Raw genomic sequence first — 12,179 nt, forward strand, 5'->3', positions numbered from 1 at the left:
TGCGGCCATGACGACCGGCGTCCGGCGCCGCTTCGTCGGCATCAGCCGGTCGGGAAGCCGCGCACCTCCGCCAGGAGTTCGTCGAGGAACGCGGCGTGCGGCTCCGGCAGGGTACCCGCCGCCCAATAGGCGAAGGCATCGCAATACCACTCCTCGGCCACGGAGTTGTGGTCGGACAGGAGCTTCCGCGACACCGGATCGGCGAGCCAGCCGAGGCGCCGCATGCGGTTCAGGAAGCCGGTGTGCTCGGCCTCGATACGCTGGCGCACGGCGCCGGCGCTGGTCTCCCGGACCTCGAGAAGATCAAGGACGAAATGGGCATACTCGTGCAGGACGACGAAGGCGACCTCCCACTCGGGGTCGGTGCCACGTTGCGCCAGTTGGGCGAGCCAGGCCAGGTTCAGCCGGATCTCGGCCGTGCCCTTGGTGTGCAGGCCGATCGCCGCGCCCGGCCGGTGAAGCTCCTCGATGAAGTAGGAGACGCTGCACGGCGGCAGGCGACCCAGGCCCCTGGCAGCCAGCAGGCGGTTGGCCAGCGCCGCCGAGGGCGCGACGAACTCGTCGGCCACCCGGGACCGCTCGATGAACTGGGCCGACGACAAGAACCGCATGCTGCCTCTCCGCTTCCTCTGGAATCCGCTTTCCCTGGACACAGGTGGGGGCGAGCCGCGGCCCGCCCTATGGGTCCTCTGCGTTCGTGGGTCCACCCGCCCCGGCTCGGAGTATCGATGCTGCGCAACCGACGGGCGCCGTCCCTGGTCCAGATGCCGGCGACCAGCCCGAAGTCGGTCCCGGTTGCGATCCGGATCGCGTCGGCCTCGTCGTCGAACGGAATGGCGGACAGCACCGGCCCGAAGACCTCCTCCGTCGTCACCGGGCCGGGGGGGGGCGAACGGCCCGCCGTGACCTCCGGTAAACCCGGTGCGGTTCACCTCAGCCGCTGAGATAGCCGGCCACTACAGCCTGATCAGCACGCCTCCCCCATTCCTTTGCCGGTATCTTGACATTTCTCAATGTTCATATTCAGGTTTCAGCATATAAGGCGCGGACCGATAGGCTTGACGATAGGGAGAAGCCATGAGACCGCTGCCGATCCTCGCCCTGTTCACCGTGCTGGCGGCCGGAATGCCGGCCGTGGCCGCCGATCGGCCGCAACAGCCGTCCATGCAGACCAAGTACGAGCTTTATGTCACGGCGGCCGAGGCGCACGCCATGATGACCACCGGAAACCGCAAGCCCGTGCTGGTCGATGTCCGCGATCCGATCGAGATCATGTTCACCGGATCGACGCCGATGACGGACATCTACGTGCCCTGGATGGTGGCGGACGCCAAGCGCTTCAACGCCGAGAAGGGCGTATACGAAATTGAGCGCAACCCGAACTTCCTGGCGGACTTCGAGGCCAAGCTGACCGCCCTGGGCAAGGACAAGGCGGGGCCGATCGTCATCATGTGCCGGTCCGGCAGCACCCGGAGCGCGCCGGTGGCCAACCTGCTGCACGAGCATGGCTATGCCGAGGTCTACAGCATGGTCGATGGCTTCGAAGGGGAGCCGGGCAAGAGCGGTCCGAGCAAGGGCGTGCGCACGGTGGACGGCTGGCGCAACTCCGGCCTGCCTTGGGGATACAGGATTGATCCGGGCAAGGCGTACCTTGCCAAAGCCGCGAACTGATAGCGATCCGTAATTCCGCCTTCCGCAAACCGGAGATTCCCATGAAAAACCGCGTCGCATCCCTGGCTGCCGGCGTGCTTGCAGCCGCTTGCCTGGCCCTTCCCGTCTCAGCCGTGGCGAAGGACAGCCTTTTCGTCGTCGTGACCAGCCCCGATGCCCAGACCCAGGGCATGGCCATGGTCTTGACCATGCAGTCGCTGCAACGGCAGACGCCGGTCCGCGTGCTGCTGTGCGGCCCGGGAGGCGACTTGGCGCTCAAGGACTATGCCGGATCACCGCTTCAGCCGTCCGGCAAGACGCCGCAACAGATGCTGCAGGGCGCCATTCAGGCCGGCGCGCAGGTGGAACTCTGCGCGCTCTATCTGCCGAACAGCAACGGCCGCAAGCCGACCGACTTGATTGACGGCGTGGCCCCAGTGACGCCGCCGGCAATCGGGGAATTCATGGACCGGCCTGACGTTCGGTATCTTACGTTCTGAACGCCGAAGTCATGCGGCGGGAGAACCGGAATTCCCGCCACTCTCCTGGAAAAAGGTTCGGAATGCCGCGGGTCAAGATGACGGCAGATACTTCCCGCGTCATTCGTTCGGCTTTCACAGATCCGCCATCAAGGAAGCTACGAACCGCAACGCGACACAAGCTGCTGATGCCGCCGAGGCGAGGGCTGCCCGCCTGTTCAGTATGCTGCTCCGGTTGAATGCCGTGACCATGCGGTTCATGTCGGCCGCATTCAATTCCTCAAAGCGTGAGATCCGGCGGATCGGCCGGCGGCCGGCCAAGTACCACAGCCAAGAGGCAGCCAGTGCTGCCAGGATGGCGAGGAAGTCCAACATGATGACCAGAACATATGGCATGGAGAGAGCCTTCGATCGCCCCGTCGACCTACCCCGCCCATGCCACCCGGCGTACCGACCCGTCCAAGGCGCCGGCCCGCTGGCAAAGCGACGCTGAGCTGAGCGTGGCTATCCGGCGGATCTGGGATGAGAGCGACCGTGGGTCGCAATATGTTGCCATAAAGTACACCGAGCATCTAGCCGAAGCCGGTGTCGAGCCGTCGGTCGGCAGCGTCGGCGACTCATATGGAGCTTCAGCTAACACCGAAGGCGGTATCATGCTTTGCTGGAGACCATCAACGGCCTCTACAAGACCGAGGTGATCCGCCGCCGAGGCCGAAGCACGCTACTATGCTCACATCGAGGACGTCGCAGTGCGGCGTGAGTCAACCAAATCGGCCTCCGGAAATCCCGGCGCGGTTCAGTTCCGCCGGATCACCACGCGGTACGGGGACTTTGCGGAAGCGCCCTGGTACCGGCCCCTCACCAGAGCTTGGCGCGCCACCAGCCGGAGCTTGCCTCCGCCCGCAGGATGCCGACCGCGATACGTTCCACTTCCCGCGCGGCGCGGGTCAGGGGGCGGCTGTTGGCATGGGCGATGTGGACCGAGCGTTCGACGACGGGTTCCACGATGCGCGCGACCGAGAGGGCGGCGCCGGACTCGTCGCCTTCCAGCGCCGCGAGCGACAGGATGGTGTGGCCGGCGCCGCGGCGGACGAGGCGCTTGATCTGGCTGAAGGCGTCGATCTCGATCGTCACGTTCAGGCCGATGCCGGCCCGCCGTGCCGACTGTTCGACCAGCGAGCGGAGGCCGTGCTCCCTTCCCGGCAGGACGAACTTGAGCGATTCCAGCCGGTGGAACGGCGCGTCGCCTCCCTCCGCGATGCCGGCGAGGGAGGCTTCGTCGCGGCCGGCGAGGTAGAGCTCCTCGGTCAGGAGCTTGGTGCTTTCGATGCCGGAATTGGGCTGCGCGCCGTAGAGAAGGCCGACATCGACCTGCCCCTCCAGCAACCATTGCGCGATGTAGCCGCTCATGCTCTCGACGACGCGCAATGTCACGTTGGGCAACTCCGCCTGGGTCCGCTCGATCAGGGGAACGGCCAGGATCGTCACCAGCGAGGTCGGGATCGCGAAGGTCACGCGGCCGACCGGGTTGTCGGAGCGTGACCGGAGGCTTTCCCGCGCGTCGTCGGCGGACTTGAGGATCAGCCGGGCATGGCGGATCAGCTCCTGCCCCTCGCTGGTCGCCACGACGCCGCGGGCGGAGCGTTCGAACAGGACGACGCCGAACTCCTCCTCCAGGTTCCGCAGGTGGGTGCTGATCGACGGCTGGGCCACGCGCAGCGCCTGCGATGCCTTGAGGATGGAGCCATGTTCCGCGATCGCGATAATGTACCTGAGTTGGCGAAGATCCATCTGCGGCGGCGGCGTCCTTCGGGTAGCCGGTCGAATCCGACCTAATCTGGCGGGCGGGCGGTCCCCCTGTCCACGGCTAATGCGGATATCGCCCGGTGCCGGGCCAGCACCGCCCGCGCCTGGTCGACCACGGGAAGGTCGAGCATGCGGCCCTTGTGGCGGACGGCTCCCCTGCCCTCGCGCAGGCCGGCTTCGAAGGCCGCGATGACCTCCTCCGCGTCCTGGACCTCCTTGGCGGAGGGGGCGAAGGCCTCGTTGAGGATCGCCACCTGATCGGGGTGGATGCAGAAGCCGCCCTCGAAGCCCAGCCGGCGCGCCTCCTCGATGACGCGGCGGAACCGGTCCAGGTCGGTGTAGTCCGCCACCGAGCCGACATAGCCGATCGGCAGGCAGCCGGCCGCCCGCGCCGCCGCCACCGCCATGACGTTGGGGACGTAGAGGCTTCGGTCGTCGGGCACCATGCCCATCGACACCGCCAGATCCTCGGCGCCGACCGTGATGCCGAGGACGCGCGGGGATGCTGCGATGGCGCGCATCTCGCCCAGGCCGTCGGCGGTCTCGATCATCGCGACGAGGCCGGTGTGGCCCCGGGGCAGGCCGCGCTCGAACTCCAGCTCGTCCAGGATCTCGCCGACGGCGCGGATGTGGCTGGCGTCCGGCACCTTGGGCAGCGTCAGCGCCATGACCTCGGCGCAGACGCTGGACTCGATGTCGGCGACGGCTTGGCGCCACGGCCGGTTGATCCGGACCACGACCTGGACGCCCTCGCGGGCCAGGCGGGCGGCGGCGGCGCGGACCATGCCGCGGGCCTCGGCCTTCTGGTCGGGCGGGATGCTGTCCTCCAGGTCGAGCTGGATGACGTCGGCGCCCCGCCTGGGAGCGCCGGCGAGGAACCGTTCGTTGTTGACGGGGACGAACAGCATCGACCGCCAGATGGGCAGCGTCTTGTTGGACAAGGTCCGGGTCATGCCGGCATCTCCCGTTCATGTGCCGCCGTCGCGACCCCGAGTTCCGCCAGGATCTCGGCGTTGTGCTGGCCGAGGCGCGGCGCCGGGCGGCGCATGCCGCCGGGCGTGCCGGACATCCGGGGAATGACGTTGTGCATGGGAAGCGTTCCCATGTCCTCGTCCGGCAGCTCGACGATGACCCCGCGGCCGCGGACGAAGGGGTGGTCGACCAAGTCGGCGATCGAGCAGACGGGACCGACGGTCACGCCCGCCGCCTCGAACAGGTCCAGGTTCTGCTCCTGGGTGCGGGTGGCGATGACGGCGCCGATGATCAGGTCCAGCTCGTCCCGGTTTCGGACGCGGTCGTCGTTGGTCCGGAACCGGGGATCGGCGATCAGCTCGGGGTGGCCGATGGTGGTGAAGATCCGCTCGGCCATGGACTGCATGGAGCCGGACATCGCCACGTACTTGCCGTCGGAGCAGACATAGACGTTGCGCGGCGCCGTATGGGTCGACTGGTTGCCGGCCCGGTTGGACGGCACGCCGGTCAATCGGTACTGCGCGGCCTCCGCCCCGATCATGGAGAAGATCGGCTCGAACAGGGACAGGTCGATCACCTGCCCGCCCTTCTCGCCCCGGACCGCGTGGCGGAGTGCGGCCAGCACGGCCGACGAGCCGTAGAGCCCCGCGACCATGTCGGCCATCGCCAGCGGCGGCAGGACCGGCGGGCGGTCGGGATAGCCGTTGAGGTGGGCATAGCCCGACATCGCCTCGACCAGCGTCCCGAAGCCGGGCCGCTTGGCATAGGGGCCGGTCTGGCCCCAGCCGGAGATGCGGAGGATGACCAGGCCGGGATTGCGCCGATGCAGCGCGTCCGGCCCGAGGCCCCAGCGCTCCAGCGTGCCGGGAACGAAGTTCTCCACGACGACGTCGGCGGTCTCGACCAGGCGCAGCAGGATGTCCTTGCCGGACTCGGTCTTGATGTCGAGCGCCATGCTGCGCTTGTTGCGGGAATAGACCTTCCAATAGATCTCGACGCCCTCTACCCGCCAGTTGCGCAGGTCGTCGCCCTTTTGCGGATATTCCACCTTGATCACGTCGGCCCCCTGGTCGGCCAGCACGTGGGTCACCATGTTGCCGGCGACCAGCCTGGACAGGTCGAGTATCCTCACCCCATCCAAGGGGCCGCGGCTGTTCTCGTCGTATTGCGGCATCTGTCGCGTTCCAGTCGGATGGGTGGTCAGATCTCGATGACGGGCTTGATTTCCTCGAACTTCCGCATCCGCTCCAAGGCGGTGTTGACCTCGTCCAGGCGGAAGCGGCCGGTGATCATGCGGTCGAACGGGATCGTCTTCTGGTGGCGCTGGACGAACTGCAACGCTTTCCAATAGCTGGCGGCATCGCCCGAGAAGGAGCCGATGACCTGGAGGTTCTTCTTGACGATCGTCGACGGCTTGATCTCGGTGCCGGCGTCGCCCAGTTGGCCGACGACCAGATAGCGGCCGCCCTTGCGGGCGATCTCCAACCCCTCGGAGAACGCGCCGGGATGGCCGGTGAACTCCATGACGATGTCGGCGCCGCGCCCGTCGGACAGCTCGCGCACCCTGTCGGCGCGCTCCGCCGGGGAGGTCGTCTCGACCGGGACGACCTCGTCCGCGCCGAAGGCCAGCGCCATGTCGAGCCGGGCCGAGGGGCCGCCGATCACGATGACCCGCCTGGCGCCGCCGACCTTGGCGACCGCCGCCGCGAGCAGGCCCAGCGGTCCGGCGCCCTGGATCGCCACCGTATCGGTCGGCGCTATCGTCCCCAGCTGCGACGTGGCGTTCATAACAGAGCGGAAGGCGCAGCTGCACAGGCTTGCGAGATCGTTGGGAACGTCGTCCGGCACGCGGATGCGGCCCGATTCCGGCAGGACGTAGCCGTATTCCGAGAAGCCGCCCATCAGGAACGGCGGCTTCTCCATCGACTCGTACATATAGGCCTTGCGGTTGTCGCACAGCGTCGGCTGGCGGGCGACGGTGCAGTAGAAGCATGAGCCGCAGGCGGTGTGGGTATAGACGATCCGGTCGCCGACGCGGAGCGGGTTGCCGATGCTGTCGCGGTCGGAGCCGGAGCCCAGCGCCACGATCCGGCCGACCATCTCGTGGCCGATGATGATGGGTAGGTCGACCTTGAGCGACAGCGTGCCGCGCGACAGGTGGACGTCGGTGCCGCAGACGGAGCAGGTCTCGATCCGGGCCAGGATGGCGCCGGGCTCGATCTCGCGCGGGACCGGCACGTCCTCGATCCGGAGCGGCTCGCCGAACTGGCGCAGGACAGCGGCGCGGGAGCTGGTGGGAAGGGCGGTCATGGGATGTCTCCGGATCAGAAAACGCGGTACCAGAGCGGCAGCGCGGGAATGTAGGTGATGGCGGCCAGCGTCAGCAGCGTCGCCAGCAGGAACCAGCCGAAATACGGCGCCATCTCGAGCAGGCCGGCCCCGGTCGTCCGCGCCGCCACGTAGAGGTTGGCGGCGAGCGGCGGCGTCAGCAGACCGATCTCGATGTTGGTCACCAGGATGATGCCGAAATGGACCGGGTCGATGCCGAACCGGTCGGCGGCGGGCGCCAGCAGCGGTCCCATCAGCAGCACGGCGGCGTTGGTCTCCATGAACATGCCGACCAGCAGCAGGACGAGGTTGACCATGGCCAGGAAGACCAGCGGGCTGTCGGTCACGCTGACGGCGAAGCTGGCGATGTCCTGCGGGATCTGCGCCAGGACCAGCGCCCGGTTGAAGATGGCGGTGAAGGCGATGATCGTCAGGATCGCGGCTGCGGTCCGCGCCGTGGTGCTGAACACCCCCGGCAACTCGTCCGTCCGCAGCGTCCGCTGGAGCAGCGTCACGACGATGGTGTAGAGCGCCGCTACCGCCGCCGCCTCCGTCGGGGTGAACAGGCCGCTGTAGATGCCGCCCAGCACCAGGACCGGCAGGAACAGCGACGAGGCGGTGCGGAGATGGTGGCGGCCGCGCGACAGCGTCCGCCCGGTCTCGGGCGCGGCGCCTTCCCGGCCACCCGCCAGGGCGCGGCGCGCCAGCATCGCGTGGGTCGCGAAGAAGGCGCAGGCCATCACCAGGCCCGGCAGGAGCGTTGCCAGGAACAGCTCCGTGATCGACACGCCGACGATCGAGCCGTAGAGGATCAGCGGGATCGACGGCGGGATCAGCACGCCGAGCAGGCCGGCCGCCGCGACGAGGGAGGCGATGTAGCCGCGCCGGTAGCCGCGCCGCTCCATCTCCGGCCCGACCGTGCCGCCGATGGCGGCGACCGTCGCGACCGAGGATCCGGTGATGGCGCCCATCAGCGCGCTGGCACCGATCGCGATATGGCCCAGCCGGGCCGGCAGGCGCCGAAGCAGCAGGTCGCAGAAGGCCGTCAGGCTTTCCGCCAGGCCGCCCCGGTTCATGACCTCGCCGACCAGCAGGAACAGCGGGATCGCCAGCAGCGGGAAGCTCATGACGCTGTCGTAGGGAACCGAACCCAGGCTGTCCAACCACAGGTCGAAGGTCTCGACGTTCAGCAGCACGACCAGCGCGAAGGCGACGCCGATCGGGGCGCCGATCAGCAGCAGCATCGCCAGGCCGAAGATGATCGGCGTCATGACAATTCTCCGGAATTCGGCAAGCCCGGATGGGGCTGGCCGGTGACCAGGCGGTAGAGGTCGGCCAGCGCGTGGAGGATCATCAGGGCGCTGCCCAGGACCATGAACCCGGCCGGCACCGCCACGGGCGTGCCCAGGTCGATCAGGTTCTCGTTGGACTCATACGCGTAGGCGAAGAATTCCCACGCGACGTAGAGGAAGATGCCGGCGAACAGCAGTTGTGACAGCATGGCGCCCGCGTGGGCGATCGAGCGCAGCAGTTTCGAGGGAAGCTGCTGGGCGATCTCGACGCTGATATGGGCGCGGGCGTAGGTGCAGAGCGCTGCGCCGACGAAGGTCAGCGGGGCCATGGCGACGATGCCAAGCTCGCTCACGTTCGGGACCGGCAGTTCGAAATAGCGCGCGACGACGCTGAACACGATGGTGGCGAGCATCACCACGATGGAGGCCCCGGCGATGAACGCCTCCACCCGGTAGATCCCCCGTTCGACCCGGTCGAGCGCCGAGGACCCTGGACCCGGCGCCACCCCGACTCCAGGTTCCATCTGGGTTCGGTCCATCTGGATTCGCTCCGCCATGGACATCAGTCCAGATCCGCGATCTCGGCGCGCAGCAGCTTGACCCGCTCCTCTCCATAGATCTTGCCCAGGCCGTCCCACTGCGCCCGGCCGAACTCGGCGAACTCCTTGAGGGTCTCGGGCGACAGCTCGGTGACCTGGACGCCGCCGGCCGCGATCTTGGCGAGGAATTCCTTGTTGAGCGCCCGGTTGTTCTCGATCTGCTTGCGGCTGACCTCCGCCGCCGTGTCGCGGACCATGGCGCGCTGCTCGTCGCTGAGGCGGCTCCAGAAGCGGTCGCCGGCGACGATGGTGCCCATGGCGTAGACGTGGTTGGTCGTCGTCATGAACTTCTGGGCTTCGAACAGGCGCGAGTTGTAGGTGATGCTCGGCCCGTTGTCCTGGCCGTCGACCGTGCCCTGCTGGAGGGCGGTGAACAGTTCCGGGAAAGGCATCGTGATCGGCTGGGAGCCCGCGGCGGCGAAGAAGCCCTTGATGCCGGCGGAGCCGGGCACCCGCAGCTTGAGGCCCTGGAGATCGGCGATCTTCTCGACCGCCCGGCGCGAGTTGGTGACTGAGCGGAACTCCAGCTCGAAGAAGCCCAGCGTCTCCATCTTGTGCTTGCGCAGCGTTTCCCGCAGCGTCTTCTGGAGGATGCCGTTCTCGTTGTAGAAGATCTTGTCGGCCTGCGCGAAGTCGTTGACGATGTACGGCAGGTAGTGGATGTCGAGCAGGGGGTCCAGGCCGGTCAGCGAGCCGGGATTAAGGAACGCCAGTTCCAGCGACCCCCGCGCCAGTTCGCGGCCCAGCGTCTCGTCGCCGCCGAGCTGGCTGTTGGGGAACACCGAGATGTCGATCTCGCCGTTCGACCGCTCCTTGATCAGGCGGGCGAATTCCTGGCTGGCCTGATCGACCGGGCTGTTGGTGGCGAAGACGTGGCCCAGACGGCCCCGCATCTCGCGGGCCTCCGCCGACATGGCATTGAAGGCCGCGAAAGCGAGCGCGCAGGCGCAGGCAGTGAACAGGGCGCGACGGGACAACATGGGCGATCCTCCCCTTGGGATTACGGTTGATTATTGTTGCTTGGTCTTTACTGGTGGCCTGACGGGCGCTCAGCCGTGCTTGAGGACGACGGTCTTCGCAACGGTGAACTCGCGCAGCGCCTCGAAGCCCTTCTCTCGGCCATGGCCGCTCTTCTTGACGCCGCCGAACGGCAGTTCGATGCCGCCGCCGGCACCGTAGGCGTTGACGAAGACCTGTCCGGCCCGCACCGCGCGCGCCAGGCGCAACTGGCGGGCACCGTCCCTGGTCCAGATGCCGGCGACCAGCCCGAAGTCGGTCCCGTTGGCGATCCGGATCGCGTCGGCCTCGTCGTCGAACGGGATGGCGGACAGCACCGGCCCGAAGACCTCCTCGCAGGCCAGCGGGTGCTTGAGCGGCACGGGGCCGAACAGCGTCGGCTTGACGTAGTAGCCGCCGTCGGGAGCGCCCTCGGTGATGACCCCCTCGGCGATGACCGGGACGCCGTCGGACTTGGCCCGGGCCAGGAAGCCCCGGACGCGGTCGAGCTGACCGGCGCTGATCACGGGACCGCAATCCAGGTCGTCGCCATGGGGACCGACGCGGACCGCCGCGACACGACGGGCGAGATCGGCGATGAAGGTGTCGAAGATCGAGCGCTGCACCAGCACGCGGCTGCCGGCGGAGCAGGTCTGCCCGGCGTTCTGGACGATGGCGTTGACGATGCTCTCGATCGCCAGACGCTGGTCGGCGTCCTCGAACACGATCTGCGGCGACTTGCCGCCGAGCTCCAGGACGCAGGGAACGTGGTGTTCCGCCGCCGCCTTCTGGACCAGCGTGCCGACCTCTGGCGAGCCGGTGAAGGACAGGAAATCGATGCCGGGATGGGCGGCCAGCGCTGCGCCGGCTTCCTCGCCGTAGCCGGTCACGACGTTGATGGTGCCGGGCGGGAAGCCGATCTCCATGGCGATCTCGGCCAGCCGGATGCAGGACAGGCAGGCCTCCTCGGCCGGCTTGAGCACCGCGGCGTTGCCGGCGGCCAGGCTGGGGCCGAGCGTGCGGCCGAACATCTGGGCGGGGTAGTTCCACGGGATGATGTGGCCGGTCACGCCGCGCGGCTCGCGCAGGATCATGACGGTGTAGCCATCGAGGAACGGGATGGTGTCGCCGTGGATCTTGTCGGCGGCGCCGCCGTAGAATTCGAAATACCGGGCGGCGTTGACGATGTCGGCGCGGGCCTGCTTGAGCGGCTTGCCGGTGTCGCTCGCCTCGATCTGGGCCAGTTCCTCGGCATTCTCCAGGATCCGCTGGCCGAGACGGGTCAAGAGGCGGCCCCGCTCCAGCGCCGGGGTCTGGCCCCAGCCGCCCTCGAAAGCGCGGCGGGCGGCGCGGACGGCATTGTCGATATCCTCGGCGGTGCCGCGGGCGATGCGGGAAATCTCCTTTCCGTCGCTCGGGCTCAGCATCGGAATTGTCTGGCCATCCGACCCTGAAGACCAATTGTTATTAATGAGAATCTGGTCGAAAGGCATGTTCCCTCACTCTCCTGGTGCGCAGTCCAGAGATTTTCATTGAGCTGAAACGGGTTTATTGGCCGGTTTTACTGAGGATGATCAGTCATACCACCGGAAATGGCGTATCGAGCCGCCTCCATCTCCCCCTGCCGCATTCTTATTCTTGGTGGTCTTGAGAATAGACGTGCCCAGGATACGTGGGAAATACCGATTAACGAAGGTTGATATCGGAATAAGCTATAGCTTGGATCCGGGGCCGCGGACGGGGCTATAGCTGCGCGGCGGTGGCGGGAGCCTGCGCCTCGTCGGTCTGCGGCTCCTCGGCTCCGGAGGCTGCCGTTCTCCCGGTTCTCCGTCGTGGGGAGCGAGGTGCCTCGTGCCGATTGGGACTTCTTCGTCCGCAACGATCCGGACCTTTCCTGCATGCCGGTTCCACAGGATTTCCGCCGCGATTTCGCGGCAGCCATCAAGCGGAGCGTCGAACCCGTCACCAACGGGATCGAGCCGTATGAAGCGGGCGCGGAGATCGTCCCTGGGCTGACCACGCTTCCAGCATTCGCCGGTTCCCGACCACACGACGAT

12 protein-coding genes and 3 pseudogenes are annotated in these 12,179 nt (G+C 67.5%); 4 read left to right on the plus strand and 11 right to left on the minus strand.

Annotation, left to right across the window (positions count from 1 at the left end):
* Positions 1-41: 41 nt before the first annotated feature.
* Together JL100_RS31715 and JL100_RS31720 are read right to left on the minus strand one after the other, a co-directional pair.
* Entirely contained in the window at positions 42-611 is a 570-nt protein-coding gene (locus JL100_RS31715; RefSeq protein WP_228421513.1) for a hypothetical protein, read from the minus strand.
* A gap of 122 nt (positions 612-733) precedes the next feature.
* Positions 734-871: pseudogene (locus tag JL100_RS31720) on the minus strand (aldehyde dehydrogenase family protein); the annotation flags it as partial.
* A gap of 206 nt (positions 872-1,077) precedes the next feature.
* On the opposite strand from JL100_RS31720, the gene JL100_RS31725 reads away from it, so the two are divergent.
* Positions 1,078-1,671: a rhodanese-like domain-containing protein gene (locus JL100_RS31725; protein WP_202685239.1), complete on the plus strand. Its 594-nt coding sequence runs from the start codon at positions 1,078-1,080 to the stop codon at positions 1,669-1,671.
* Positions 1,672-1,712: 41 nt separating this feature from the next.
* Positions 1,713-2,150, plus strand: coding sequence for a DsrE family protein (locus JL100_RS31730; RefSeq protein ID WP_202685240.1), 438 nt, complete (start codon positions 1,713-1,715; stop codon positions 2,148-2,150).
* Between the two features lie 114 nt (positions 2,151-2,264).
* On the opposite strand, the gene JL100_RS31735 is transcribed toward JL100_RS31730, so the two are convergent.
* Positions 2,265-2,525: a hypothetical protein gene (locus tag JL100_RS31735; RefSeq protein ID WP_202685241.1), complete on the minus strand. Its 261-nt coding sequence runs from the start codon at positions 2,523-2,525 to the stop codon at positions 2,265-2,267.
* Positions 2,526-2,656: 131 nt separating this feature from the next.
* On the opposite strand from JL100_RS31735, the pseudogene JL100_RS31740 reads away from it, so the two are divergent.
* Positions 2,657-2,841 (plus strand): annotated as a pseudogene (locus JL100_RS31740) (hypothetical protein); the annotation flags it as partial.
* Between the two features lie 146 nt (positions 2,842-2,987).
* Here the strand turns inward: JL100_RS31740 and JL100_RS31745 are convergent.
* The 8 genes from JL100_RS31745 to JL100_RS31780 all read right to left on the minus strand — a co-directional run bounded on the left by JL100_RS31745 (position 2,988) and on the right by JL100_RS31780 (position 11,615).
* Positions 2,988-3,920 carry a LysR substrate-binding domain-containing protein gene (locus JL100_RS31745; RefSeq protein ID WP_202685242.1) on the minus strand — a complete coding sequence of 311 codons (933 nt, stop codon included), beginning with the start codon at positions 3,918-3,920 and terminating at the stop codon, positions 2,988-2,990.
* 41 nt (positions 3,921-3,961) lie between these two features.
* Entirely contained in the window at positions 3,962-4,888 is a 927-nt protein-coding gene (locus tag JL100_RS31750) for an HpcH/HpaI aldolase/citrate lyase family protein (protein WP_202685243.1), read from the minus strand.
* Complete coding sequence (locus JL100_RS31755; protein WP_202685244.1) at positions 4,885-6,081, minus strand: CaiB/BaiF CoA transferase family protein; 1,197 nt, start codon at positions 6,079-6,081, stop codon at positions 4,885-4,887. Before JL100_RS31755 ends, JL100_RS31750 begins: the two co-directional genes overlap by 4 nt.
* 26 nt (positions 6,082-6,107) lie before the next feature.
* Positions 6,108-7,217, minus strand: a complete 1,110-nt coding sequence (locus JL100_RS31760) for a zinc-binding dehydrogenase (RefSeq protein ID WP_202685245.1) — start codon at positions 7,215-7,217, stop codon at positions 6,108-6,110.
* A 14-nt stretch (positions 7,218-7,231) separates the two neighbouring features.
* Positions 7,232-8,506 carry a TRAP transporter large permease gene (locus tag JL100_RS31765; protein WP_202685246.1) on the minus strand — a complete coding sequence of 425 codons (1,275 nt, stop codon included), beginning with the start codon at positions 8,504-8,506 and terminating at the stop codon, positions 7,232-7,234.
* A complete protein-coding gene (locus JL100_RS31770; RefSeq protein WP_202685247.1) occupies positions 8,503-9,066 on the minus strand; it encodes a TRAP transporter small permease in 564 nt (187 codons plus the stop codon). The genes JL100_RS31765 and JL100_RS31770 overlap by 4 nt, the downstream gene beginning before the upstream one ends.
* A 23-nt stretch (positions 9,067-9,089) precedes the next feature.
* Entirely contained in the window at positions 9,090-10,106 is a 1,017-nt protein-coding gene (locus JL100_RS31775; protein WP_202685248.1) for a TRAP transporter substrate-binding protein, read from the minus strand.
* 69 nt (positions 10,107-10,175) lie between these two features.
* Entirely contained in the window at positions 10,176-11,615 is a 1,440-nt protein-coding gene (locus tag JL100_RS31780) for an aldehyde dehydrogenase family protein (RefSeq protein WP_202685249.1), read from the minus strand.
* A 354-nt stretch (positions 11,616-11,969) separates the two neighbouring features.
* On the opposite strand from JL100_RS31780, the pseudogene JL100_RS31785 reads away from it, so the two are divergent.
* Positions 11,970-12,155 (plus strand): annotated as a pseudogene (locus JL100_RS31785) (MBL fold metallo-hydrolase); the annotation flags it as partial.
* Between the last annotated feature and the right edge of the window lie 24 nt (positions 12,156-12,179).

Source organism: Skermanella mucosa (assembly GCF_016765655.2).
GTDB lineage: Bacteria > Pseudomonadota > Alphaproteobacteria > Azospirillales > Azospirillaceae > Skermanella > Skermanella mucosa.

Coding starts and splice junctions, on each gene's coding strand:
- JL100_RS31715 (WP_228421513.1), bottom strand. CDS start 611: ATGCGGTTCTTGTCGTCGGCCCAGTTCATCGAGCGGTCCCGGGTGGCC.
- JL100_RS31725 (WP_202685239.1), top strand. CDS start 1,078: ATGAGACCGCTGCCGATCCTCGCCCTGTTCACCGTGCTGGCGGCCGGA.
- JL100_RS31730 (WP_202685240.1), top strand. CDS start 1,713: ATGAAAAACCGCGTCGCATCCCTGGCTGCCGGCGTGCTTGCAGCCGCT.
- JL100_RS31735 (WP_202685241.1), bottom strand. CDS start 2,525: ATGCCATATGTTCTGGTCATCATGTTGGACTTCCTCGCCATCCTGGCA.
- JL100_RS31745 (WP_202685242.1), bottom strand. CDS start 3,920: ATGGATCTTCGCCAACTCAGGTACATTATCGCGATCGCGGAACATGGC.
- JL100_RS31750 (WP_202685243.1), bottom strand. CDS start 4,888: ATGACCCGGACCTTGTCCAACAAGACGCTGCCCATCTGGCGGTCGATG.
- JL100_RS31755 (WP_202685244.1), bottom strand. CDS start 6,081: ATGCCGCAATACGACGAGAACAGCCGCGGCCCCTTGGATGGGGTGAGG.
- JL100_RS31760 (WP_202685245.1), bottom strand. CDS start 7,217: ATGACCGCCCTTCCCACCAGCTCCCGCGCCGCTGTCCTGCGCCAGTTC.
- JL100_RS31765 (WP_202685246.1), bottom strand. CDS start 8,506: ATGACGCCGATCATCTTCGGCCTGGCGATGCTGCTGCTGATCGGCGCC.
- JL100_RS31770 (WP_202685247.1), bottom strand. CDS start 9,066: ATGGACCGAACCCAGATGGAACCTGGAGTCGGGGTGGCGCCGGGTCCA.
- JL100_RS31775 (WP_202685248.1), bottom strand. CDS start 10,106: ATGTTGTCCCGTCGCGCCCTGTTCACTGCCTGCGCCTGCGCGCTCGCT.
- JL100_RS31780 (WP_202685249.1), bottom strand. CDS start 11,615: ATGCCTTTCGACCAGATTCTCATTAATAACAATTGGTCTTCAGGGTCG.